This window comes from Pseudomonas sp. GD03858, from assembly GCF_029840925.1.
Taxonomy (GTDB): Bacteria; Pseudomonadota; Gammaproteobacteria; order Pseudomonadales; family Pseudomonadaceae; genus Aquipseudomonas.
In genome coordinates, this window is sequence record NZ_JAOCDM010000025.1 from 1 (window position 1) to 23,289 (window position 23,289).

Here is a 23,289-nt window from a genome sequence, read left to right on the forward strand (position 1 = left end):
ATTGCCACTGTCGAAACGTCGGATACGCCGAGCAAACGATCACGGCGTTATACTCGCCGCTGAATTTCATAATCGGACTACAAGGACTCGCCCATGAAAGCGTTCGGCAAAATCCTGGGGCTGGGACTTCTCGGGTTGCTGCTGATCATCGTGGCGCTGGGCTTCGCCCTGACCCACCTCTTCGATCCCAACGACTACAAAGACGAGATCCGCCAGCTGGCCCGCGACAAGGCCCACGTCGAGCTGACGCTCAACGGCGACATTGGCTGGAGCCTGTTCCCCTGGCTTGGCCTGGAGCTGCACGAGGCGAGCATCGCCACCCTGAACAACCCCAAGGTGCCTTTCGCCGACCTGCAGATGCTCGGCCTGTCGGTGCGCGTACTGCCGCTGCTGCGCCGCGAAGTGCAGATGAGCGACGTGCGGGTCGAGGGCCTGAACCTCACGTTGACCCGTGACGCCAACGGCCACGGCAACTGGGAAGACATCGGCAAGCCGCTGCCGGACCCGACCGTCGCCACCGCGCCCGCCGCCACACCGGCGCAAACGCCTGCTGACGAGCCGACCAAGCCGCAAAGCAGCGAGCGCTCGGTCAAGCTCGACATCGACAGCCTGACCGTGAACAACGCCCGCGTGCTCTACACCGACGAGCAGGCCGGCCAGACCTACGGTGCCGAAAGCATCCAGCTGAGCACCGGCCCGGTGCACGAAGGCGCGAACATCCCGCTCAAGGCCAGCGCGTTCCTCAGCGCCAGCCAGCCGAACATGAAGGCGCGCACCGAACTCACCGGCGAACTGCGCTTCGATCGCAAACTCAAGCGCTACAACCTCGAGGACATGCGCCTGTCCGGCGAAACTTCGGGCGAGCCGCTGGCCGGCAAGACCATGACCTTCGCCGCACAGGGCCAGGTACTGGTCGACCTGGCCGCCAACGTCGCCTCCTGGAGCGGCCTGAAAGTCTCGGCCAACCAGCTGCGCGCCCTGGGCGAGCTGAACGTGCGCGACCTCGACAAGGCGCCGCAGGTCAGCGGCGGCCTGTCCATCGCCCAGTTCGACCTGCGCACCTTCCTCGACGGCATCGGCCATCCATTGCCGGCCACCGCCGACCCGGCGGCGTTCAAGAAACTGGAGCTGGTCACCCGCTTGCAGGGCACGCAGAACAGCCTGGCGCTGGAAGACCTGGCGGTGAAACTGGACGACAGCACCTTCAGCGGCCGCGTGGCAGTCGAAGACTTCGCCAAGCAGGCCCTGCGCGTTCGCCTCAAAGGCGACACGTTCGACGCCGATCGCTACTTCCCAGCCAAGAGCGAGCAGGCCAAGGGCGCCACCGCCGCGCGCCAGGCCGAGGTCAAGCAGCAAGAGGCCGCCGCCGTCTCGGGCGCAGGCTCCACGCCACTGCCCAACGCCCCGACCCAGGTGGCCTGGAGCAGCGACAAGCTGCTGCCGGTGGATCGCCTGCGCGCCCTCGACCTGCAGGCCGACCTGTCGTTTGGCGCCCTGACGCTGGACAAGCTGCCCATCAGCGACGCCCAGCTCACCGCCACCGGCCAGGGTGGCCTGATCACCCTGCAGACCCTGCGCGGCGGCCTGTACAACGGCACCTTCGAAGCCAAGGGCAGCGTCGACGTGCGCCCTGCCGTGCCGCAGGTTGGCGTGAACACCAAGATCAATCGCGTGCCGGTGGAGCACTTCATCAAGCGCGAAAGCCCCGACCAGCCACCGCCGGTCAAGGGCCTGCTGACCCTGAGCAGCGACCTCACCGCCACCGGCAACAGCCAGAAAGCACTGGTCGACACGCTCAACGGCAACGCCAGCTTCACCATCACCGACGGTGTGCTGGTCAACGCCAACCTCGAGCAGCAGCTGTGCCAGGCCATCGCCACCCTCAACCGCAAGCAGCTCAGCGGCGAGCCGCGAGGCAAGGACACGCCCTTCCAGGAACTGCGCGGCAGCCTGGTGTTGCGCAACGGCGTGGCCAGCAACCCCGACCTCAAGGCGCGTATCCCCGGCCTGACCGTCAATGGCCACGGCGACCTCGACCTGCGCGTGCTGGGCATGGACTACAACGTCGGCGTGATCGTCGAGGGCGACCAGCGCGCCATGCCCGACCCGGCCTGCCAGGTCAACGAACGCTATGTCGGCGTCGAAGTGCCGCTGCGCTGCCGTGGCCCGCTGGAGCTGGGCGCCAAGGCCTGCCGCCTGGATCAGGACGGCCTGGGCAAGGTGGCGGCGAAACTGGCCGGCAACCGCCTGAAAGACAAGATCGATGAAAAGCTCGAAGAGAAACTCGGAGACAAGGTGAGCCCGGAACTCAAAGACGCGCTGAAGGGGCTGTTCAAGCGATGAGCCCCCAGCAGTTCTCCAGCGCCGTGCTGGACTGGTACGACCAGCACGGACGGCATGACCTGCCCTGGCAACAGGGCATCACCCCGTATCGGGTGTGGGTCTCCGAAATCATGCTGCAGCAGACCCAGGTGAGCACCGTGCTCAACTACTTCGACCGCTTCATGCAGGCGCTGCCGACCGTGCAGGCCCTGGCCGAGGCGCCGGAGGACGAGGTGCTGCACCTGTGGACGGGCCTGGGCTACTACACCCGCGCGCGCAATCTGCAAAAGGCCGCGAAGATCGTCGTCGAGCAGCACGGCGGCGAATTCCCGCGCAGTGTCGAGCAGCTCACCGAGCTGCCCGGCATCGGCCGCTCCACCGCCGGGGCCATCGCCAGCATCAGCATGGGCATTCGCGCGCCGATCCTCGACGGCAACGTCAAGCGCGTGCTGGCCCGGTTCAGTGCGCAGGCCGGCTACCCCGGCGAGCCGAAAGTGGCCAACCAGCTCTGGGCCACCGCCGAACGCTACACACCGATGACCCGGGTCAACCACTACACCCAGGCGATGATGGACATGGGCGCCACGCTGTGTACGCGCAGCAAGCCCAGCTGCCTGATCTGCCCGCTGCAGCGCGGCTGCGAAGCGCACCTGCACGGCGAAGAGACTCGCTACCCAGAGCCCAAGCCGCGCAAGGCCCTGCCCCAGCGCAAGACCCTGATGCCGCTGCTGACCAACCACGAAGGCGCGATCCTGCTCTATCGCCGGCCCTCCACCGGCCTGTGGGGCGGCCTGTGGAGCCTGCCGGAGCTGGACAGCCTCGAACAGCTCGACGACCTCGCCTACCAGCACGGCCTGCGCCTGACCGGTAGCCAGGCGCTAGAGGGGCTGACCCACACCTTCAGCCATTTCCAGCTGGCCATCGAGCCCTGGCTGGTGCGTGTCGACCCCGTCGGCACGCACGTGGCCGAGCCCGACTGGCTCTGGTATAACCTCGCCACCCCGCCGCGCCTGGGCCTCGCCGCCCCGGTCAAGAAGCTGCTGCAACGCGCGGCCGACGAACTGATTGCAGGAGACAAGCCATGACCCGCACCGTGAAGTGCCGCAAGTACAACGAAGAACTCCCCGGCCTGGACCGCCCGCCCTACCCAGGCGCCAAGGGCCAGGACATCTTCGAGCACATCTCGCAGAAGGCCTGGAAGGAGTGGCAGGACCACCAGACCATGCTGATCAACGAGAAGCGCCTGAACATGATGAATGCCGAGGACCGCAAATTCATCCAGGCCGAGATGGACAAGTTCTTCGCTGGCGAGGACTACGCCCAGGCCGAAGGCTACGTGCCACCCTCGAACTGACCCCGAAAACCGTAAGCGACGGAATTAATTTAAATTTTTTCAAAAAAATCGTTGACGGTCGGTTCGGAAATCTATTTAATGCACCTCGTCGCCCAGATAGCTCAGTCGGTAGAGCAGAGGATTGAAAATCCTCGTGTCGGCGGTTCGACTCCGTCTCTGGGCACCACCATTAAGCATCGGGTGGTTGCAAAGCCAGTCGAAGCAAAACAGAAAACCCGCCTAGTGCGGGTTTTTTGTTGCCTGCGATTTCTGCCTCGGGATCCTGCATGCCCGGTTGATCGACATCAAGAAGCCATCCCCTGCCCGCTCGTAGGATGGAAGGTGGACATTCGACCGACCCCGCAAGGACCTCCATGAGCGAAGAATCCGCCGCCCTCCTCTTGCCAGCGCCTGCCGATACCGGCGCCAGCGTCAAACCCGCCACCCGCACCCGGCGCCCACGCCAGCGCAAACCGACCGCCAGCGCCGCCGCGCAGGAAGCGATCACCCAGGTCAGCCAGCAGCCCGCCGCCCTGGAAGTGGCCAACGCCCGCAAGGGCAGCAACGAAGACAGCACCTCGGCACGCCTGCCGGCCAACTACCCGTACCGCACGCGCATGCGCCGCCAGGACTACGAGAAGGCCAAGCACGACCTGCAGATCGAGCTGCTCAAGGTGCAGAACTGGGTGAAGGAAACCGGCCAGCGCATCGTCGTGCTGTTCGAGGGCCGCGACGCCGCGGGCAAGGGCGGCACCATCAAGCGCTTCATGGAACACCTGAATCCGCGTGGCGCGCGCATCGTCGCGCTGGAGAAGCCTTCCGAGCAGGAGAAGGGACAGTGGTATTTCCAGCGCTACGTGCAGCACCTGCCCACGGCCGGTGAAATGGTGTTCTTCGACCGCTCCTGGTACAACCGCGCCGGGGTCGAGAAGGTCATGGACTTCTGCTCCCCGCTGCAATACCTGGAATTCATGCGCCAGGCCCCGGAGCTGGAGCGCATGCTGTGCAACAGCGGCATCCTGCTGTTCAAGTTCTGGTTCTCGGTGAACCGCGAGGAGCAGTTGCGCCGCTTCATCTCCCGCCGCGACGACCCGCTCAAGCACTGGAAGCTGTCGCCCATCGACATCAAGTCGCTGGACAAGTGGGAGGACTACACCACGGCCAAGGAAGCGATGTTCTTCCATACCGACACCGCCGACGCGCCGTGGACGGTGATCAAGTCGGACGACAAGAAGCGGGCGCGGATCAACTGCATTCGGCATTTCCTGCATTCGCTGGATTATCCGGGCAAGGATCACAGCGTAGCGCATGCGCCGGACGCGTTGCTGGTCGGGCGGGCTTCGCGAGGGTTCGAGGAGGATGAGCCGGCGGTGCTGGCCAGTTAAGCCTCTGGGGCTGCTGCGCAGCCCTTTCGCGACCCACAGAGGTTACGCGCTCCCTGTAGGAGCGGCCTTGTGTCGCGAAAGGGGCGCAAGGCGCCCCCGGCGATCTCGAATACCTGCTTGGGTTTCCCTGGCAACTACGCTTCAATACGCGCCTTTACCGACACCCAAGGACCTGCCCCCTCATGGCCACCAACACCAAACAACAGAAACGCGCCAAGCGCGCCGCCACCAAGGCCAAGCAGAACCGCATGGTACGCAGCGGCCAGGCGGTCAAGGCCAGCGCCGGCGACAGCGCCAGCGTCGAGCAGGTGTTCAACAAGGCCATGGAATCGGGCAGCTACAACAGCCTGTTCGACAAGATGAAAGAAGCCCAGGAAAACGGCCTGGTGCCGATGATTTCGGTGTTCCTGGTCGATCCGCTGCTGGCACTGGTGCTCAAGGGCCACAAGGAAGAACACGCCACCGACTACATCGTCATGGTGTTCACCGCTTACCGCGCGTGGCTCGACGGCACCGACGAAGACGCGACCATGGCCTGGCTGGAGAGCGACGAGTTCCAGGATGCCTATGTTGCCGCCTCGGAACTGGTGGCCAAGCAGCAACAACAGCAGAAGCAGTTCGGCTGACAGTGCCGCTCAACATGCACCCGCCTCTTCGCGGGCTTGCCCGCGAAAGGGCCGGCACCGGCAAACAAAAAGGCCGCGCCCCTCACAGGACGCGGCCTTTTCATTTCACACCAGCGGATCAGCTATCCAGCGCCACCCGCGCGGCAGCGCCACGCTTGCGGTGCACCAGCAGACCGGCCGCCACCACGCCAATGCTCAGGATGGCCGTGGCGATGATCTCGGCACGGTGGTCTTCACGCAGCGCCATCACCACCAGGATGGCGATGATGAAGGCGATGGTCGCCCAGGTCAGGCCCGGGAACATCCACATCTTGAACGAGATTTTCTCGCCCTTGGCTTCACGCTGGGCACGCATGCGCAGCTGCGACACGGCGATCACCAGGTACACCAGCAAGGCGATGGCGCCGGAGCTTGCCAGCAGGAACTCGAACACCGCGGCCGGAGCCAGGAAGTTGGCGAACACGCACAGGAAGGCCGCGGCGGTGGACAGCAGCACGGCCCAGTGCGGGGTGCCGGCCTTGGTGGTGCGCTGTGCGACAGCCGGGGCATCGCCACGCTTGCTCAGGGAGAACAGCATGCGCGAGGAGGTGTACAGCGCCGAGTTCAGGCAGCTGGTCACAGCGATCAGCACGACGATGTCGACGATCAGCTTGGCGTTCGGCACGCCGATCAGGCTGAGCACGGTCTGGTACGAGCCTTTCTCGGCCAGGGCCGGGTCGTTCCACGGCACCATGGCCACGACCAGGAAGATCGACACCAGGTAGAACAGGCAGATACGCCAGATCACCGAGTTGGTGGCGCGGCTGATCTGCTTGCCCGGGTCCTTCGATTCGGCGGCGGCGATGGTGACGATTTCGGTGCCCATGAACGAGAACATGGTGGTCAGCATGGCCGCCAGCACGGCGCCCAGACCATTGGGCATGAAGCCCTGGGTATCGAACAGGTGGCTGACACCACTGACCTGGCTGTTCGGCACCATGCCGAACATGGCCGCGCAACCGACGACGATGAAGCCGATGATCGCCAGCACCTTGAGCAGGGCGAACCAGAACTCGAACTCACCGTAGTTCTTCACGCTGAACAGGTTGGTGATGGTCAGCGCCAGGGTGATGATCAGGGAGAACGCCCACAGGTCCACCGACGGGAACCAGGCATGCAGGATGGCGGCGGCGGCGTTGGCCTCCAGCGGGATCACCAGGACCCAGAACCACCAGTACAGCCAGCCGATGGTGAAACCGGCCCAGCGCCCGATGGCGCGGTCGGCATAGGTAGAGAACGACCCCGTGTCCGGCGATGCCACCGCCATTTCGCCGAGCATGCGCATGACCAGCACCACCAGGGTACCGGCGGCGGCATAGGCCAGCAGCACGGCCGGGCCGGCCGCCGCGATGGCGTGGCCCGAGCCGACGAACAGGCCGGCGCCGATCACGCCGGCGATGGACAGCATGGTCACATGCCGTTGCTTGAGCCCCTGAGCGAGGTCATTGGAATTGTTACCGCTCATAAAACTACCTTTGTAAGGAGGTGGACTACACGAATGACTGGCCAGCAGGCCAGGGTTAGGTAGGCGCTGCCGCATTCAGTGGTTTCGAAATGGCAATAAGCGGGCCAGGTGAGAATGGCTTTCGTCTGAAATGTTTCACCCGCCAATGATGACGCGGTCTGCAGGGCATTCTGCCAAGCTTTGACCGAAAGGCCATCAAAACCCCATGCCAAGTCGGGATTACTGAAATACTCACTTACAAACGCACCAAAGGTGCTTCTCGGTAACACCTGCGCACGATTTTTGTGCGAACAAAAGAGCAACCCAAAGGCGCAACCCGGCCACGACACAACTACCGATCAAGTGCCACCCGGCCAAAAACGGCTTCCCAGACCGGGCCAAAGCTGGCACCATCGCGCCTTTTTTCATCAAGGCTCCGCCGCTGGGCAAAACGCCATTGCGGACATCCTGGCGACAGTCCACTGCAGCGATGCGACAAACTGTCCCACCAGCGACCTGAGCCCCCCGCGACCCGGTTGGCCGGCGTTGCGCCGCTATGCTAGCGTGGCGCTCGCCAGGAAGGCCGCCAACAGCTGGGAACGCACCCGAATACATGAGGACCGCACATGGCCCAGGCCACGCCCGCGCTGGAAATCCGCAACCTGCACAAACGCTATGGCGAGCAGGAAATTCTCAAGGGCATTTCGCTGACCGCGCGCGACGGTGACGTGATCTCCATCCTCGGCTCATCCGGCTCCGGCAAGTCCACCCTGCTGCGCTGCATCAACCTGCTGGAAAACCCGCACCAGGGCGAAATCCTCGTCGCCGGCGAAGCGCTCAAGCTCAAGGCGCAGAAAAACGGCGACCTGATCGCCGCCGACAACCGCCAGATCAATCGCCTGCGCAGCGAAATCGGCTTCGTCTTCCAGAATTTCAACCTGTGGCCGCACATGTCGATCCTCGACAACATCATCGAGGCGCCGCGCCGCGTGCTCGGCCAGAGCAAGGCCGAGGCCATCGAGCATGCCGAGGCGCTGCTGAACAAGGTCGGCATCTTCGACAAGCGCCACAGCTATCCCGCCCAGCTTTCCGGTGGCCAGCAACAGCGCGCCGCCATCGCCCGTACCCTGGCCATGAAGCCCAAGGTCATCCTGTTCGACGAGCCGACCTCGGCGCTCGATCCGGAAATGGTCCAGGAAGTGCTTAACGTCATCCGCGCATTGGCCGAAGAAGGCCGTACCATGCTGCTGGTGACGCACGAGATGAACTTTGCCCGCCAGGTGTCCAGTGAAGTGGTCTTCCTGCACCAGGGCCTGGTCGAAGAGCAGGGATCGCCGCAGCAGGTCTTCGAGAACCCGACCTCGGCGCGTTGCAAGCAATTCATGTCCAGCCACCGCTAACGGAGCACTACATGCAGACCTACAAGAAGTTCCTCCTGGCAGCTGCTGCCACGCTGGTGATGTCGGCCAACGCCATGGCCGCGGAAAAACTGCGCATGGGTATCGAAGCCGCCTACCCACCGTTCAACAACAAGGATGCCAGCGGCCAGGTCGTCGGCTTCGACAAGGACATCGGCGACGCCCTGTGCGCCAAGATGAAGGTCGAGTGCTCGGTGGTCACCTCCGACTGGGACGGCATCATCCCGGCGCTGAACGCCAAGAAGTTCGACTTCCTGATCTCCTCGCTGTCGATCACCGACGAGCGCAAGCAGGCCGTCGACTTCACCGACCCGTACTACTCGAACAAGCAGCAGTTCATCGCGCCGAAGAACGTCGACTTCAAGACCGACCGCGCCTCGCTCAAGGGCAAGACCATCGGCACCCAGCGCGCCACCCAGGCCGCGACCTGGCTGGACGACAACGGCGGCATGGACGGTGAGTTCAAGGTCAACCTCTACGATGGCCAGGAAAACGCCTACCTGGACCTGACCTCCGGTCGCCTCGACGCGATCCTCGCCGACAAGTACGCCAACTACGACTGGCTGAAGTCCGAAGCCGGCAAGAACTACGAGTTCAAAGGCGACCCGGTCAACGAGGACGACAAGGTCGGCATCGCCGTGCGCAAGGGCGACAACGAGCTGCGCAACAAGCTCAATGCCGCGCTGAAGGAAATCATCGCCGACGGCACCTACAAGAAGATCAACGACAAGTACTTCCCGTTCAGCATCTATTGATTCGCCCCGACGGGCATCGCCGCCAAGGCGGTGCCTGTCCCTTGACCAAACCTGCCCATGATAATCGACCTGCACGGATTCGGTCCGGCCATGATGGCCGGCACCCTGATGACCGTAAAACTGGCGCTCTGCGCCCTGCTGCTGGGGCTGGTCCTGGGCCTGCTCGGCGCCCTGGCCAAGACGTCCTCGATCAAGCCATTGCAATGGCTTGGCGGCACCTATTCGACATTGGTGCGCGGCGTACCCGAACTGCTCTGGGTGCTGCTCATCTACTTCGGCACCGTCGGGCTGATGAACAGCCTGGGCGAGCTGCTGAACATGCCGGGCCTGGAACTCAGCGCCTTCACCGCCGGGGTGATCGCCCTGGGCCTGTGCTTCGGCGCCTACGCCACGGAAGTGTTCCGCGGCGCGATCCTGGCCATCCCCAAGGGCCACCGTGAGGCGGGCCTGGCCCTGGGCCTGTCCAAGGGCCGCATCCTGTCGCGGATCATCCTGCCGCAGATGTGGCGCATCGCCCTGCCGGGCCTGGGCAACCTGTTCATGATCCTGATGAAGGACACCGCGCTGGTGTCGGTGATCGGCCTGGAAGAAATCATGCGCCACGCGCAGATCGGCGTGACCGTGACCAAGGAGCCGTTCACCTTCTATGCGGTCGCCGCCTGCATCTACCTGGGCCTGACCATCATCGCGATGATCGGCATGCACTTCCTGGAAAAGCGCGCCGCTCGCGGCTTCATGAGGGCCGAATAAATGAACTGGGAAGTCATCATCAAGTGGCTGCCACGCCTGGCCCAGGGTGCCACCCTGACCCTGGAGCTGGTGGCCATCGCCGTGATCGCCGGGCTGATCCTGGCCATCCCGCTGGGCATCGCCCGCTCCTCGCGCCGCTGGTACGTGCGCGCTCTGCCCTACGGCTACATCTTCTTCTTCCGCGGCACGCCGCTGCTGGTGCAACTGTTCCTGGTCTACTACGGGCTGGCCCAGTTCGACCTGGTACGCAGCAGCTCGCTGTGGCCGTACCTGCGCGATCCGTTCTGGTGCACGGTGCTGACCATGACCCTGCACACCGCCGCCTACATCGCCGAGATCCTGCGCGGCGCGCTGCAGGCGATCCCCAAGGGCGAGATCGAGGCAGCCCGGGCACTGGGCATGTCGCGCGGCAAGACGCTGTTCTACATCATGCTGCCGCGCGCCGCGCGTATCGGCCTGCCGGCCTACAGCAACGAAGTGATCCTGATGCTCAAGGCCAGCGCCCTGGCCAGCACCGTGACGCTGCTGGAGCTGACCGGCATGGCACGGACCATCATCGCGCGGACCTACCTGCCGGTGGAGATCTTCTTCGCCGCCGGGGTGTTCTACCTGCTGATCTCGTTCGTCCTGGTGCAGGGCTTCAAGCTGCTGGAGCGCTGGCTGCGCGTGGACGCCTGCCAGGGGCGATAAGACCGTAACAACCAGGACCAGCCCGCCCCACTCGACCTGTGGGAGCGGGCTTGCCCGCGAAGGGCCGCAAGGCGGCCCCCTCGATAGCGCCACGGTGCTCGAATGCCAACGCCCACCCAGCTTCATGCCCAAGACTTGCTCGAGCGCTTCCAGGCCCTCGACCACTTCCTGCTCCAGCACCAGCACCTGTGGCGCCCACGCCCCTTCACCCAGCTGCGGCTGGATTGGGAAGCCCAGCACCCCGAGCTCGCCGCCTGGCTACGCCAACGCACCCTGGAGCAAGCCGAAGCGGCCCAGCAACACCCCGAACACCTCCCCGCCCCGGCACCCTTCGCGCAACTGGCCGCCGAGGCCCGGCAGCTGTCCGCCATCGGCGAACTGCCCGACGCCGGCCTGCACCCGGCCGGCCATCGCCTGGACGTCAACGTGCCTGGCCGCAAGTGGCAGCAGATCGAAGCCTTCACCCGCCGCCTGGCCTTCCGCCAACCGACCCGACACTGGCTGGACTGGTGCTCCGGCAAAGGCCATCTGGGCCGCCGCCTGCTGCAACCCGGCCAACAGCTGACCTGCCTCGAATACGACGCCGAACTGGTCGCCGCCGGCCAGGCCCTGAGCGACCACCATCACCTGCCAGCCAGCCACCTGCGCCAGGATGTCATGGCCCAGGACAGCGCCACGCACCTGGGCAGCGACAAGAGCGCCGTCGCCCTGCACGCCTGCGGCGACTTGCACGTGCGCCTGCTGCAAGCGGCCAGCGCGCGAGGCTGCCGGCAGATCGCGGTCGCGCCGTGCTGCTACAACCGCATCCAGGGCGAGACGTACCAGCCGTTATCCACAGCCGCCCGGCAATCGTCCTTGCAGTTGTCGCAGGCGGACCTCGGCCTGCCGCTGAACGAAGCGGTCACCTCCAGCGCCCGCGTGCGCCGCCAGCGCGACGCCTCCATGGCCCGGCGCCTGGGCTTCGACCTGCTGCAACGCCAGCAACGGGGCGTGGACGAGTACCTGCCGACCCCCTCGCTGGCAGTCGACTGGCTGGAGAAACCCTACCCGCAGTACTGCCGCGACCTCGCCGGACTACGGCAGGTCGAACTGCATGGCGAGCCCGACTGGGCCGCGCTGGAGGCGGCGGGCTGGCAACGCCTGGCCCAGGTGCGCAACCTGGAATTGGTGCGCAACCTGTTCCGCCGCCCGCTGGAAATATGGCTGGTGCTCGACCGCGCCCTGTTCCTTCAGGAACAGGGGTACGTAGTCAGTGTCGGAACGTTCTGCGACTACCCCCTGACACCTCGCAACCTACTGGTGCTGGGCGAGCGTGACGAAGCACCGCCGCACGCTTGACAGCCTGTGGATAAGTCTGTGAACAAGCTTGTGATGAAAATCACGAAATCTTGCGACCGACTGCTATTTGCGGCGCTTTGCTTATTCCGTCCGTTGCGCGAAAACCAGCAAAAACAGGCCTTTGCGCAAAGACCGATGGTCATGCCGGTCGGCATGCCTTTCGCGCAAGCAGCACATGCCCATTGTGCATAAACATTTCGACCAGGCCTGGCTCAGGCCAGTTTCAGCAGGCCCATGCCCACCAGCAGCAGCGCCAGTCCGAGCCAACCACGCCCGGCCAGACGCTGGCCGAACAGCGCCCAGCCCATGGCCACGGTGGCCAGGATGCCGAAGCCACCCCAGATGGCATAGGCCAGCGACAGATCGATGTCCTTCACCGCCTGCGCCAGGGCGGTGAACGCCGCCAGCACGCAGAGGATCGAGGCCACGCCCAGGCCCTTGCGGCGGAAACCGTCGGAATACTTGAGCAACAGGTTGGCCAGCACCTCCAGCACGATGGCCAGGCCCAACCAGGCGAATGGAATCAGCATGGCAGCGCCTCCCCTTCACGTTCGACGGCCTTGCCACGGGTGCCGGCCTTGACCAGCAAGATGCCGGCGATCATCACCGCCAGGCCCAAAGCCTTGGTCCAGCCCAGGCTCTCGCCGAGCCAGAGCACGCTGATCAAGGTGATCAGCACGATGCCGAAACCTTCCCACAGGGCGTAGGCCACACCCACCGGCACCCGCTTGACCGCCAGGGCCAGAAAGAAATACGACAGGCAGATCATGACGTACATGACGGCATGCCCGATCACGGGGAAATGAGTGGCGGCGAGTTTCATCGACGCCGTGCCGATCACCTCGAAGGTGATGGCGACGATCAGATAGATCCAGGAACGCATGGTGCCCTCCCATGGGCGACGGCAGCCGAGCGCACAGGCATCGGCGCCGGAAAAAGACGATTACGACTGCGAAGGGAGGGTGGCGCTAGAGATCGCCGGTCCAGTGACGTTCACGGGAAACCGGGCGAGAGGAAGAGAGGAGCTTGAAAGCTTTACTGTTCAACATAATGAACAGAAGATTAGCTCAGGCGATCAATTAAGTCAAAACGATAGACAGAGACTAATAATTTGTCGCGCTTGAATCGCGTATTTCAGAAAAAGTCCCTTAAAGCCTGCTGAAAGCTTCGTAAATTATATTCCCCATCTTCCAAGCCCTTCGCGCTTCGCCATCGCACAGGAAACAACGTCGCGAGCCCCAACGTGGGAGCGGGCTTGCCCCGCGATGCATGATGAGAGCGTCTGCGGCAAACCGTCGCAGACTAAATAAATATAAAATTAATTATTGTTTTACGATAATTTATCAAGAATAATCCGCCCCGTTCATCACTGTACGGAGGCACCCCATGAACAGTAGATCCGTGGCCTATGCGCGTTCGCGTCTGCGCACCATCGGTATTTTCGCCGCCTGGCTGGCCTGGACCACCGCGGCGGTGGAACTGGTCATCACACCCCTGCTCTTCATCTTCGATTTCCCCGAGATGCACAACGGCTACCTGCAGGCCTACGGCGACCAGATGCCCCTGCTGCTCGAACCGGGCTACCTGGCGTCACCCCTGGCCATCGGCCTGGTGCTGGCTATCGACATGATCCCGACACTGGTTTCCGTCCTTGCCCTGGGCCTGACCGGCCTGTTCTTCCACCGACTGTCCCGCGGCCAGACCTGGACCTCGGACAATATCAAGCTGCTGTGGTGGGTCGGTCTTCTGTGTATCGGCACGCCCTTGCTGTGGCCGATTACCTACACCCTGCAGGGCCTGGCCCTGGCCATCGACCTGCCGGCCGGTGAAAGGAGCTTCAGCTTCTCGATCGGTGTATCATCGCAGGCTGTCTACGAGATCATGAAAGGCATCCTGCTGTGTGCCTTCTCGCTGCTCATGCGTGACGCCAAGACCATCAGCGATGAACACAACTGTTATGTCTAGCCGCCTCCTATGCCGATAATCATCCGCCTCGACGTCGTCATGGCCCGGAACAAAATGCGTTCCAAGGACCTGGCGGAAATCATCGGTATCACGGAAGCGAACCTGTCGCTGCTGAAGAACGGCAAGATCAAGGGTTTCAAGATCGAGACCCTGGAGAAGCTGTGTCGCGCCCTGAACTGCCAGCCCGGCGATTTGCTGGAGTTCAGCGACGAATGATCAAGGACTGCAACACCCATGGCATTTTCCCACAAGGGCCTGGCGGCCCTCGTACTGGCCTGCCTGCCGCTGGCCGGCTGCGGCCCGAGTTATACCTATAGATACTCGCCACCGCCCAGCGCGCATGGCATCAATTGCATCAACAGCTGCTCGATGGAGCGCAACCACTGCAAACAGATGGCGCGATTGCAGGAAAACAGCGAACGCGCGTTGTACCAGGCCGAGATGCGGACCTACGAGTATTGCCAGAAAGGCAAGAGCAAGAAGGAAGCACGTCACAGTTGCCACTACCCGAGCTACCCGTTCTACATGGGGAACAGCTACAGTTGCGGCGCTGATTACGATTCCTGCTACATGGCCTGCGGCGGCACCATCCAGCGCATCCTGAACAAAGACTGATCCCGGAACGGACTCGAACATCGTGAAACACGTGAAATCCTTCGCCCTGCTGACCGTCGCCCTGGCCATGACCGGCTGTGCCAACGATCTGCCGACCAGCAAGCCCGCCCCACTGGACTGGAACATGCCCGGCATGCAGCTGGGCGGCGACCGCGGCCTGCCGCTGCACAACGCCGACGGCAGCTGCCGCAAGCGCGGCTGCGACAATGGCAAGCTGTTCTTCAACCCCGGCCAGCCCGAGCCGAGCGTCAACACCATGCACCGTGGCTGGTAAGAAAATTCTCCTTTGTGCTCGGTGACTTAGGGGAATGTGCGATGGATGCAACGAAGTGGTTTACAGCCGCGAATCCATCGCTATAATGACGCCCCTGTGCCGGTATAGCTCAGATGGTAGAGCAACTGACTTGTAATCAGTAGGTCCCGGGTTCGATTCCTGGTGCCGGCACCATTCAAGGTTCCATAGAAAGCTTTCAAAATCTCTGGAACCCCCGAAAAACCCGCCTTCTGGCGGGTTTTTTCGTTTTGGCGTTCCGTCAGATTCCGAGGGTAGCCAGCGCTAATAAGGGTAGTTTTAAGGATAGAGGTCCGTTTCGATATCGGAGACTACCCTTATGGCCCGCACCACTGCCCCGCTTACAGACACCGCTTGTCGCACGGCAAAGCCCAGAGAGCGCGAGTACAAGCTCTTCGACGGCGACGGTCTTTACCTGCTTGTGCAACCCAACGGCCGCAAAGGCTGGCGGCTCAGGTACGTGAAACCCGATGGCCGCGAAGGCCTGACCGCCCTCGGCAGCTATCCGGTGGTCGGGCTGGGCGACGCACGCCGCAAGCGCTTTGAGATCAAGCAGCAGCTCGCCAACGGCATAGATCCCATCCAGTACAAGCAACAAACCAAGACTCAGGCCGTGATCAACGGCCGGACCTTCGAAAGCGTTGCGCTCGACTGGCATGCGGGCATGGTGCCGAAATGGGCACCCGGCCACGCGAAGACAGTGCTCAGCCGCTTGAAGACTCACGTCTTCCCTCTACTTGGTGCCAGGGCAATCGTTGAGCTCGACACTCACGACCTCATGCAGCCACTGGAGGCGGTGACGAAGCGCGGCACCATCGACGTGGCGCTCAGGATCAAGAACTACCTGCAAAGCATCATGCGTGAAGCCAAACGTCTGCGACTGATTACGGCGAACCCGGCTCACGACCTCGATGGCTCGATCAAGACCCCACGGGTAACTCACAGACCCGCACTACTCTTATCGCGGCTGCCAGAGCTACTGGCATGCATTGAGGATTACAGAGGTCGCCCGCTCACGCGCCTCACGGTGATGCTATCGCTGCACGTGTTCGTGCGCTCCAGTGAACTGCGCTTCGCCCGTTGGAAGGAGTTTGACCTCAAGCGTGGCATCTGGGAGATCCCCGACACCCGCCCGGCGCTGGACGGAGTACCCTTTTCCACAAGGGGTACAAAAATGGCCGGGGATATTCACGTTGTACCCTTATCGCCGCAAGCAGTGGCGTTGCTTGAGCAGATTCACGCGATCACCGGCAAGTTCGACCTAGTGTTCGCGGGAGATGCCAAGCCGTGGAAACCGATGTCCGAGAACACGGTGAATGCCGCGCTCAGGACGATGGGCTACGACACCAAGGTGGATATCTGCGGCCATGGGTTCCGAGCCATGGCGTGCAGTGCGCTGGTCGAGTCCGGGCTGTGGTCGGAAACGGCTATCGAGCGGCAGATGAGCCACAAGGAACGCAACAACGTGCGCGCCGCTTATACCCACAAGGCCGAGTTCCTCGAAGAACGCCGGATGATCATGACCTGGTGGAGCCGGTTTCTTGAGGCGAACCGCGAGGACCATGTGACGCCGCATGAGTTTGCCAAGCAGACGGGCGAGAACGTCACGCGCCTGCGCAGTGCCAAGAGGACCGAGTAACCCGCCGCATCACCACCTCAACTCGTAGTGAAGTTACCCACAGCACCGCATGAAGCTCCTCCGCGCGGGTCCTTTCAAACGGGGCTGCAAAGCCGCCCCGTTTGAAAGGACCATACCTAAGAAAAAAACTGCTGGCACAGAGTGCGTCTGTGGAAAACCACTGATGTCCACCGGGGGATAGTTTTATCCATAGGCGCTAAATCCCTGAAATCGCTTTGCTTGACGAATATTGTCCACAGGCGTAGACCGGGAGTTGCAAGAGCTGTCGATGACAGCATCCCAGGTGATCCGAACCTTAAAGGTCGCGCCGCTCTGGCGGTGGTTCTCCCCAAGGGCGATTCGCATCCGGCAGCTCGCCCGGTCACTACCCATGTGATGGATGCTCTTACACACATAGCGCTCGTGCGCCAGATACACCGTACCTCGCTGCCCTGCAGCAACCTATCCGCTTGGCCGAATACTGCGCCAACCTGTGCCCGTCTCTTTCTGTGGAAAGAGACGGGCGCTTCTACCACTGCTGCAGCCCTTATCGCACATGGCTTTGCGGCATTCCCCCTCGTGACAATCGGCGTGACAAACGCCGATGTCACCAGCAACAGCGCTGTAGATGATGGTGCCGCAGACCAAGGAATGGAATGCACCTGACTGACAGTCAGGCATGCCCCGGTCATCGCATTGCTGCGTTCACCCGGCTCAGGATCTTCAGGCGCTGGTTTAGTCAGCCAGCACTGCCTCCACCCGCCCACCGGTAACGGTGCTCAGGAGGCCAGATCATGAGATGCCCTTGCTCCCGGTTGTAAGGAGCCGCTAGTCCCGCGTAGAGGACATTCCCCACAGGTCGCAGGGGCCTTGATCCCTGATAACACTCAACATTCTTGGCGGGATGACGTGGGGCGAGGATCGGAGATCGGAAGATGAGGTGACCGACATGGCATTGGTGGGTAGACGCGATGGTCGCAATTTCGGTTATGGCAGGCAATTGAGCTACGCAGGGCCGCAAGCGTTGAAAGACATGTTCGGCGGCGGCCACTACGGCACGGTCAAGGCACACTGTGATCGGTGGCAGGCATTCGTGAAGTGGTGCCGCTCCGAACAGGGACCGGGTATCAACGATGCGCGGCAGATTGATCGGAAGGTATTGGCGGGCTATGCGGCGTATCTGCGCGACATGGTTAGGCGCGGTGACCTTGCCGTCAGCACCGCACAAAACCGGCTATCTAGCGTTAACAGGACCATGGCAGCGCTTCGCGGTGATCAGTACGTAAAATTGCCAAGTCCGAGCAAGGCACTGGGCATGCAGCGCACCGGGGTTCGTCAATCGGTGCCGCAGGGCCAGGATCGCGACCACATTCAGCGAATAGTCGAGGCGCTTTGCAGCTGTCAACATCTAAGGGCTGCAGCGGTCGTGCAACTGGCACGAGCCACCGGTATGCGCTTGCGTGAGGCCATCTTGGCTGACCTGCCAAGACTAAGCCGTGAGGCTAACGACCTAGGCAAGATCAACATTCAGGATGGCACCAAAGGCGGTCGCGCCGGTGCCTCGGCGCCGCGTTGGATTGCGGTGGACGACCATGTGCGAGGTGCACTTAATTTTGCACGGCAGGTGTCGCCTGCCGGTAGCCGCAATCTGATTGCGCCAAGCGAAAGCTTCCTGAAAGTTTTGCAGACAATCGTCCGCCCTGCTCGGGACATCCTGCATACACACAATCTCAGAGGCTTCCATGAGCTCCGCGCGGCGTACGCATGTGAGCGCTATGAGCAAATCACTCAGCACCGGGCGCCTATCAATGGCGGGCAACGCTGCGAGCTAAATCAGCACCTTGACCGCGAGGCCCGGAGGCAAATCAGCGATGAGTTGGGGCACGGTCGGATCGATGTGGTCGCTGCCTATGTAGGAGGCCGGCCATGAGCAAGCCCTTCGACATGGAGCTGTTCCTCGCTGGAGTGCTGGCAGGCTCGCACGCGACGCGGCGACGTCATGTGCGCCAGGCAAAAATCATTCAGGCTACAATCGCAGAGCGCTGGCAGCGGCAAAACCCTTGGACTTGGCAAAGGAAGCATGTGGTGTGGTTTCTTGAAAATCGCTTAAGCGATCACAGTCATGCAACGCAGTATTACTACGTGCTGACGGTCCGGCTGCTAGCGCGACGTCTAGGAACGTCATGGGTATTCAAGCCCTGATGGGGACACTGCTGGCGCTCACAATCTATTCATGTTGCGCATCAATACACCGGCGATCAGCTTTCTAGTCCGACGAAGCTTTTCGAGCTATGATGAAGTCAAATAGCCATCATTCTCGGGAGCCGTAGTGAACCAAATTCAAACCATGGACGGGGCAGTGAATGGTCCGCAGCCCGCAGACGGCGCAGCTCTTCAACCGAATCAGCTCAAAATCTTCAATGCTGCAATTCAAAAAATTGATGTTCAGAATCAGACTTTGGGAGATCCATTCTATCGGACAGCTGAAACTGACATTAAAAATTACCTAACAGGTCTGATTGACGAGCTTTTGAAGAACAAAAGGAATCAGTCATTCAAAATCGAGACAACAGGCGAAGTCGGAAAGCTAGTAACCGGACTTTCAACAAAAAATTTAAAGAATTTGCAAAAGACCTTAGTGAACGGCTTCTTAATCTCGAAGTCACCGTTCAGACTCAGCTAGGTAAATTTACCACCTTACGCAGCGGCAGCCTATTTTGCTGTCATTTTCAGCTTGATGAAAAAGCATGCTTACTAATTGTAAAGGTTGACCACGCCGACTTCATAAACGAGACCACCTTCATAAAAGACACTGGATTACCCGCCAAACATCGCGCTCAGAAATGTGCTATTTTCGAGACAATTAATGGGACGCTTGCTGAGACGGTTATTATTATTGATAGTGCACCTTCGGTAACCGAGTACTGGTGGAAAGACTTTCTAACACTCACAGCATTATCTTCACCGCAGATAAACACGCTTCGAGCATTCACCGCCGTAGAAGGCCTCCTAGCCGCTAAGGTAAAGCCAAAATCAAAAAGTGACTACTGGACACTCCGCAACGCTCTTGTGGGATATTTTACAACACGCCCCCAGTGCAGCTACCCGGACATGGTGAACGAGTTATTTAGCGCGTACAAGCCTGATAATCCCGATGTTTCTATGCCGGAATTCATAGTGGCAGCAAACTTGCTGCCCAGTAAAAAAATTGATGGCTTTGATACCCATTTCGATCTCACCCCCTCAGTCATCAATGCAAAAATCAAAAGACAGATCAAACTATCACATAACGTGGACCTTCGCATTACTGGCGAAGTCGAAGACATTAAGAACTTCTTTTCCACAGGCGAAGAAAATGGAAGAAAGTTTCTGAAAATATACTCTGAAGAAGGTTATAACGCATTTAATCGCAAGGAAAGCGATGATGATTCCATTGGGTAGCATAATTCATTCCATATCACCTGGTGCAACTTTAAAATCGGCCACCGAGTCTACCGAGGATTACACCACGACATATAACTGCTCAGCTTTGAATACAAATTTTGAAGCATTAGCGGAGGTCCTTGAAGAGATCAACTCTCGCGACAGCTTTACCTTAGCGTTCACACCGCGATCATCTGAAACTTCGTTTTCGCTTTCTAGTCGCGACCCAGTCAAAATTGAAGAATTTTATCAAAACCTGAAATTTTGGAATGACGCATTCGGAAGCCTCAGCGGATCATTGAAGCTCAGGATAGGTAAGGTCGCCCAAAGAAAAACTCTGTCGATCTACTCACTTTCCGCTTTTGCAGAATATTTATGCAACGGCAGCCCAGCCGAGGTAATAGGAAAGTTATTCAACCTCGCTAAAACCGCATATTATCTTGAATCCAGCGAGCTTAACCAATTGACCAAAAGCTCGCTATTATGCTTTGGTCCGAAGCTGGCGACTGACAACTACCCCACAAACCCTGAGCCCAGCTACAAGTCAAAACACATTGAGCTTAGGTCAAAGGCCTGTTCCGTTTACGCAAATATCGATACTAACTTTATACCATCTGACTTTGTATTTGATAAAAGTATCCTTGGACATCCTCTATCTGAAACTTTTGACAGGCTATCTTTAATATGCTGCCTAATGGCGCTATCTGACATCACCAAAATTGATTCCAGTGGCGAGATAGCTTATACAGTCAAAGGGTACACCACCGAAAAACTTTCTATAACCAATCTTTCAGATGTGGACACATCCTCAATCCATCAATACCTCGCCGTTTATCAATGGGCATATACTGAAGGAAATATAATAGACAAACTCGGTATCTGCCGAAACCTCCTCACGATACATGCAACTGATGGAAAGCTCTTAAAGCTGAAAGAGGGGTGGCTAGAATCAATCACGTCCAATCATTCAATTTACTTAAAAGACAACCTAAAACAGTACATTGATTTAAAGAACAAACTTTCTGAACAAATACAGAAAGGTTCAGAAAAGGCATCCGACATCGCCAAAAACATCACCAACTATCTGCGTACATCTATTTTCTCACTGACATCGTTTCTCTTTTCAGCCTTTTTAGTTCGAACCCTAGCCAAACCGACAGCTGCCGAACCATCAATAATAACACCTAGCGTATACTGGCTATTTTTGCTTATAGCCGGTATCTCCCTTGCGATCCTGGCCTACGCACTCGCAGAAACTAACGCAGAAAAAATTCGATATATCAAGAGCTATAAGGCATTCAAATCCCGGTACACCGACCTTCTTAGCAAAGAAGATATTAGCTTTATTTTTAACAATGACAAAGATTTTAACCGGGACATTAACTACATTAAACGCACAAGAAAAAAGTCAGTCATACTGTGGCTATGTATTTTAACAATTACAACATCAATTGTGACTGTCATGCGGATAAATTGTCTGTAGCCCTGCACACCTACAACAGGGGCTGTCGCTGAGTATAGGCCTACCAGGCAACATCTGCACCGCCTAGGTCTTTGACCACATATTGCAACACGTTCCGTAAATAGGCATAGACCACAAATTGAATGCAGGTGTAAGTCAACAGCGCTAATAGCGCGACGCTAGTGCCCATGAAAACACCTAGGTCGCGTGTCATGTAAGCGTAAACACGCCAGCTTTTTCAACATAGGGTGTCGTCGCCAGGAAGCCAAAAGCGAATATAAGCATCACCATCGCTGCGATCACAAATGCAATCGGAGCGCCTATGCAGTTACCCTATGCGATATGGTACGTTACCACCAATTACAGTCAGTAGTGCAGGGGCCTGTTACTCCATGGTGCTGCCGTCACGCAGCTTCTGCCTCTATGCGGTTTAGCTCCGTGAGATCAATCTTTGAGGGGGCTTACGCATTCCTCGGTTGCAAAGGGGGCAACCTGCGCACCTGCTCAGCCTTACCACTCGACATTTGGGCTTTGATCGCTTGAGTTTACTTAACGGGTTCCCGAGACTGTGGATCTAGCGAAGTTCCGCTCCGGATCGGTCGCAGCATTTCGCAACAGGCAGCAAACGGCCAAAAGCGGTCGCCTGCTATTGCCGAGATTGGAATAGGTGAACAGCTAATGAATACCCCACCCTCTGCGCCATTCACCTCGAAAAAAGTACCGTTCAAATAACTATAGTTCGTATATGCTTAGTCCCAGAGCAAATCCGACTGGGTAAAATATGTTTTGCCAGCGTACGTAAGCCAACTCTGTACCCGCAAAGGAGGTCTCATCGTTGCCTAGGCGTAAAAGCTTGGCATTAGCAAGGTATTTGTGAGTGTAAGCTCCGATAGTATTTTCACTGATCGTTTCTGGCAGCACAGCACGAATAGGGGCTCTATAGACCGGATCATCTGCAACCACCATGAACTCGTCAAAAAAATGCGCAAAGCTTTCTAGGTGTTCCCCCAAATCCAACGAATAAAGTTCACTTGCCAAAGTATTGAACTTAATTTCACCTTTATCATATTCCGCGATAGTTGCATTCAGATGTTCTATTTCATTGTGTAGATCTGTAGGGCAGAATACGAAAGCCGTGACAAATGATTTTTCATGCAGCCACTCAATTGCATGAGGGATAATTTTTTCAAGCGACTGGGGGGTTAGTTCCTTCTCGGGGTGAATCTCGCGGTAAAACTTCAGAGCCTCATTCATCTGCTTTTTGACAAATGAGTAGTCAACGTACATAACTCGATACTTAGCAGGAGCCCGCTGCATGCGCTCTTCGTACATCTGACGCACCTCCGAAACGCACCCCAGTGCGTCTTTTGCGATCTCTCGCCCTGTGAAACGGATCACAGTGTAGCCGGCTCGGCTTAGATAGCGTTGTCTGACAGCATCATTCTCCAACTGTTCTCTTGTTGAATGTGAGGCATGACCATCAAGCTCAATGATTAGTCGCGCATCTTTTAAGATAAAATCCACCCGATAGCGATGGTGCTTATCCGCATCACCAAACCAATGCTCTCTTTCAATCAGGCCCGCGAGGTCAGAAGCAGCTTTACTGAACTCGTCCTCAATAGGGGATGGTCCTCGATCGTGAAACCAACTCGGCGGTGTCATGGGGCGACCTAAGTTTTTCATCATGTATTTTTCTGATTGCGAAAACCGTACTTTCAACTTTTAGGTGCTCAATGTCTAGTAGCTGAGGTTCATGCGTTGCTTCGGGCTCTGTCCAAGGCTTCGTTTTAGCCAATTCTCTAGCGTGTCCTACG

Annotated in this window: 23 protein-coding genes, 2 tRNA genes and 1 pseudogene; 22 read left to right on the forward strand and 4 right to left on the reverse strand. The window is 59.3% G+C overall.

Features of this window, described 5'->3' with window-relative positions; translation table 11 throughout:
- Positions 1-93: 93 nt before the first annotated feature.
- From N5D48_RS09505 to N5D48_RS09530, 6 genes are all read left to right on the forward strand, one after another.
- Positions 94-2,343, forward strand: a complete 2,250-nt coding sequence (locus N5D48_RS09505) for an AsmA family protein (RefSeq protein ID WP_279883471.1) — start codon at positions 94-96, stop codon at positions 2,341-2,343.
- Positions 2,340-3,407: an A/G-specific adenine glycosylase gene (gene mutY, locus N5D48_RS09510; RefSeq protein WP_279883472.1), complete on the forward strand. Its 1,068-nt coding sequence runs from the start codon at positions 2,340-2,342 to the stop codon at positions 3,405-3,407. The genes N5D48_RS09505 and mutY overlap by 4 nt, the downstream gene beginning before the upstream one ends.
- Positions 3,404-3,676 (forward strand): oxidative damage protection protein, encoded by a 273-nt coding sequence (locus N5D48_RS09515; RefSeq protein WP_011536185.1) that lies wholly within the window; start codon positions 3,404-3,406, stop codon positions 3,674-3,676. The genes mutY and N5D48_RS09515 overlap by 4 nt, the downstream gene beginning before the upstream one ends.
- Before the next feature lie 90 nt (positions 3,677-3,766).
- Positions 3,767-3,842, forward strand: a tRNA-Phe gene (locus N5D48_RS09520).
- Positions 3,843-4,029: 187 nt separating this feature from the next.
- A complete protein-coding gene (gene ppk2, locus N5D48_RS09525; RefSeq protein WP_279883475.1) occupies positions 4,030-5,040 on the forward strand; it encodes a polyphosphate kinase 2 in 1,011 nt (336 codons plus the stop codon).
- Between the two features lie 182 nt (positions 5,041-5,222).
- On the forward strand, positions 5,223-5,666 hold the full coding sequence (locus N5D48_RS09530; protein ID WP_279883477.1) for a hypothetical protein: 444 nt from the start codon (positions 5,223-5,225) through the stop codon (positions 5,664-5,666).
- Between the two features lie 118 nt (positions 5,667-5,784).
- Here N5D48_RS09530 and gabP read toward each other — a convergent pair whose 3' ends face one another.
- Entirely contained in the window at positions 5,785-7,170 is a 1,386-nt protein-coding gene (gene gabP, locus N5D48_RS09535; protein WP_279883479.1) for a GABA permease, read from the reverse strand.
- Positions 7,171-7,775: 605 nt separating this feature from the next.
- Here gabP and N5D48_RS09540 point away from each other — a divergent pair.
- The 5 genes from N5D48_RS09540 (at position 7,776) to N5D48_RS09560 (ending at position 12,100) form a co-directional block, all read left to right on the forward strand.
- Positions 7,776-8,549, forward strand: a complete 774-nt coding sequence (locus N5D48_RS09540; protein WP_046853793.1) for an ABC transporter ATP-binding protein — start codon at positions 7,776-7,778, stop codon at positions 8,547-8,549.
- Between the two features lie 11 nt (positions 8,550-8,560).
- Positions 8,561-9,322 (forward strand): ABC transporter substrate-binding protein, encoded by a 762-nt coding sequence (locus N5D48_RS09545; protein WP_279883481.1) that lies wholly within the window; start codon positions 8,561-8,563, stop codon positions 9,320-9,322.
- Between the two features lie 57 nt (positions 9,323-9,379).
- On the forward strand, positions 9,380-10,072 hold the full coding sequence (locus N5D48_RS09550; RefSeq protein WP_279883483.1) for an ABC transporter permease: 693 nt from the start codon (positions 9,380-9,382) through the stop codon (positions 10,070-10,072).
- Positions 10,073-10,762 (forward strand): ABC transporter permease, encoded by a 690-nt coding sequence (locus N5D48_RS09555; protein ID WP_279883485.1) that lies wholly within the window; start codon positions 10,073-10,075, stop codon positions 10,760-10,762.
- Positions 10,763-10,864: 102 nt separating this feature from the next.
- Positions 10,865-12,100 (forward strand): methyltransferase, encoded by a 1,236-nt coding sequence (locus tag N5D48_RS09560; protein WP_279883487.1) that lies wholly within the window; start codon positions 10,865-10,867, stop codon positions 12,098-12,100.
- A 212-nt stretch (positions 12,101-12,312) separates the two neighbouring features.
- Here the strand turns inward: N5D48_RS09560 and mdtI are convergent, their stop codons facing one another.
- Together mdtI and N5D48_RS09570 are read right to left on the reverse strand one after the other, a co-directional pair.
- Positions 12,313-12,630: a multidrug/spermidine efflux SMR transporter subunit MdtI gene (gene mdtI / locus N5D48_RS09565; protein ID WP_279805541.1), complete on the reverse strand. Its 318-nt coding sequence runs from the start codon at positions 12,628-12,630 to the stop codon at positions 12,313-12,315.
- The gene (locus tag N5D48_RS09570; RefSeq protein WP_279883489.1) at positions 12,624-12,983 is read right to left on the reverse strand and encodes an SMR family transporter; all 360 of its coding nucleotides are present in this window, start codon (positions 12,981-12,983) and stop codon (positions 12,624-12,626) included. Before N5D48_RS09570 ends, mdtI begins: the two co-directional genes overlap by 7 nt.
- A 503-nt stretch (positions 12,984-13,486) precedes the next feature.
- On the opposite strand from N5D48_RS09570, the gene N5D48_RS09575 reads away from it, so the two are divergent.
- From N5D48_RS09575 to N5D48_RS09620, 11 genes and pseudogenes are all read left to right on the forward strand, one after another.
- The gene (locus N5D48_RS09575) at positions 13,487-14,065 is read left to right on the forward strand and encodes a hypothetical protein (RefSeq protein ID WP_279883491.1); all 579 of its coding nucleotides are present in this window, start codon (positions 13,487-13,489) and stop codon (positions 14,063-14,065) included.
- A gap of 9 nt (positions 14,066-14,074) precedes the next feature.
- Entirely contained in the window at positions 14,075-14,281 is a 207-nt protein-coding gene (locus N5D48_RS09580; RefSeq protein WP_023629980.1) for a helix-turn-helix transcriptional regulator, read from the forward strand.
- An 18-nt stretch (positions 14,282-14,299) separates the two neighbouring features.
- Positions 14,300-14,680, forward strand: a complete 381-nt coding sequence (locus N5D48_RS09585) for a hypothetical protein (protein WP_279883493.1) — start codon at positions 14,300-14,302, stop codon at positions 14,678-14,680.
- Positions 14,681-14,747: 67 nt separating this feature from the next.
- Positions 14,748-14,954, forward strand: a complete 207-nt coding sequence (locus N5D48_RS09590; RefSeq protein WP_279883567.1) for a hypothetical protein — start codon at positions 14,748-14,750, stop codon at positions 14,952-14,954.
- A 98-nt stretch (positions 14,955-15,052) separates the two neighbouring features.
- Positions 15,053-15,128 (forward strand) — tRNA-Thr (locus N5D48_RS09595).
- A gap of 163 nt (positions 15,129-15,291) precedes the next feature.
- Positions 15,292-16,611: an integrase arm-type DNA-binding domain-containing protein gene (locus tag N5D48_RS09600; protein ID WP_279883495.1), complete on the forward strand. Its 1,320-nt coding sequence runs from the start codon at positions 15,292-15,294 to the stop codon at positions 16,609-16,611.
- A gap of 928 nt (positions 16,612-17,539) precedes the next feature.
- A complete protein-coding gene (locus N5D48_RS09605; protein WP_279883497.1) occupies positions 17,540-18,520 on the forward strand; it encodes an integrase domain-containing protein in 981 nt (326 codons plus the stop codon).
- Positions 18,517-18,792: a hypothetical protein gene (locus tag N5D48_RS09610; RefSeq protein ID WP_198694540.1), complete on the forward strand. Its 276-nt coding sequence runs from the start codon at positions 18,517-18,519 to the stop codon at positions 18,790-18,792. Before N5D48_RS09605 ends, N5D48_RS09610 begins: the two co-directional genes overlap by 4 nt.
- Before the next feature lie 127 nt (positions 18,793-18,919).
- Positions 18,920-19,273, forward strand: coding sequence for a hypothetical protein (locus N5D48_RS26195; protein ID WP_347881613.1), 354 nt, complete (start codon positions 18,920-18,922; stop codon positions 19,271-19,273).
- A gap of 47 nt (positions 19,274-19,320) precedes the next feature.
- Positions 19,321-20,031 (forward strand): annotated as a pseudogene (locus N5D48_RS09615) (hypothetical protein); the annotation flags it as partial.
- Positions 20,012-21,496, forward strand: a complete 1,485-nt coding sequence (locus N5D48_RS09620; protein ID WP_279883504.1) for a hypothetical protein — start codon at positions 20,012-20,014, stop codon at positions 21,494-21,496. The pseudogene N5D48_RS09615 and the gene N5D48_RS09620, both read left to right, overlap by 20 nt.
- A 711-nt stretch (positions 21,497-22,207) precedes the next feature.
- Here N5D48_RS09620 and N5D48_RS09625 read toward each other — a convergent pair.
- Complete coding sequence (locus N5D48_RS09625; RefSeq protein WP_279883507.1) at positions 22,208-23,161, reverse strand: DUF559 domain-containing protein; 954 nt, start codon at positions 23,159-23,161, stop codon at positions 22,208-22,210.
- Between the last annotated feature and the right edge of the window lie 128 nt (positions 23,162-23,289).

Coding starts and splice junctions, on each gene's coding strand:
- gabP (WP_279883479.1), bottom strand. CDS start 7,170: ATGAGCGGTAACAATTCCAATGACCTCGCTCAGGGGCTCAAGCAACGG.
- mdtI (WP_279805541.1), bottom strand. CDS start 12,630: ATGCTGATTCCATTCGCCTGGTTGGGCCTGGCCATCGTGCTGGAGGTG.
- N5D48_RS09610 (WP_198694540.1), top strand. CDS start 18,517: ATGAGCAAGCCCTTCGACATGGAGCTGTTCCTCGCTGGAGTGCTGGCA.
- N5D48_RS09570 (WP_279883489.1), bottom strand. CDS start 12,983: ATGCGTTCCTGGATCTATCTGATCGTCGCCATCACCTTCGAGGTGATC.
- N5D48_RS09575 (WP_279883491.1), top strand. CDS start 13,487: ATGAACAGTAGATCCGTGGCCTATGCGCGTTCGCGTCTGCGCACCATC.
- N5D48_RS09530 (WP_279883477.1), top strand. CDS start 5,223: ATGGCCACCAACACCAAACAACAGAAACGCGCCAAGCGCGCCGCCACC.
- mutY (WP_279883472.1), top strand. CDS start 2,340: ATGAGCCCCCAGCAGTTCTCCAGCGCCGTGCTGGACTGGTACGACCAG.
- N5D48_RS09620 (WP_279883504.1), top strand. CDS start 20,012: ATGATGATTCCATTGGGTAGCATAATTCATTCCATATCACCTGGTGCA.
- N5D48_RS09505 (WP_279883471.1), top strand. CDS start 94: ATGAAAGCGTTCGGCAAAATCCTGGGGCTGGGACTTCTCGGGTTGCTG.
- N5D48_RS09590 (WP_279883567.1), top strand. CDS start 14,748: ATGACCGGCTGTGCCAACGATCTGCCGACCAGCAAGCCCGCCCCACTG.
- N5D48_RS09540 (WP_046853793.1), top strand. CDS start 7,776: ATGGCCCAGGCCACGCCCGCGCTGGAAATCCGCAACCTGCACAAACGC.
- N5D48_RS09515 (WP_011536185.1), top strand. CDS start 3,404: ATGACCCGCACCGTGAAGTGCCGCAAGTACAACGAAGAACTCCCCGGC.
- N5D48_RS09600 (WP_279883495.1), top strand. CDS start 15,292: ATGGCCCGCACCACTGCCCCGCTTACAGACACCGCTTGTCGCACGGCA.
- N5D48_RS09585 (WP_279883493.1), top strand. CDS start 14,300: ATGGCATTTTCCCACAAGGGCCTGGCGGCCCTCGTACTGGCCTGCCTG.
- N5D48_RS09605 (WP_279883497.1), top strand. CDS start 17,540: ATGGCATTGGTGGGTAGACGCGATGGTCGCAATTTCGGTTATGGCAGG.
- ppk2 (WP_279883475.1), top strand. CDS start 4,030: ATGAGCGAAGAATCCGCCGCCCTCCTCTTGCCAGCGCCTGCCGATACC.
- N5D48_RS09560 (WP_279883487.1), top strand. CDS start 10,865: ATGCCAACGCCCACCCAGCTTCATGCCCAAGACTTGCTCGAGCGCTTC.
- N5D48_RS09625 (WP_279883507.1), bottom strand. CDS start 23,161: ATGATGAAAAACTTAGGTCGCCCCATGACACCGCCGAGTTGGTTTCAC.
- N5D48_RS09550 (WP_279883483.1), top strand. CDS start 9,380: ATGATAATCGACCTGCACGGATTCGGTCCGGCCATGATGGCCGGCACC.
- N5D48_RS09545 (WP_279883481.1), top strand. CDS start 8,561: ATGCAGACCTACAAGAAGTTCCTCCTGGCAGCTGCTGCCACGCTGGTG.
- N5D48_RS09580 (WP_023629980.1), top strand. CDS start 14,075: ATGCCGATAATCATCCGCCTCGACGTCGTCATGGCCCGGAACAAAATG.
- N5D48_RS09555 (WP_279883485.1), top strand. CDS start 10,073: ATGAACTGGGAAGTCATCATCAAGTGGCTGCCACGCCTGGCCCAGGGT.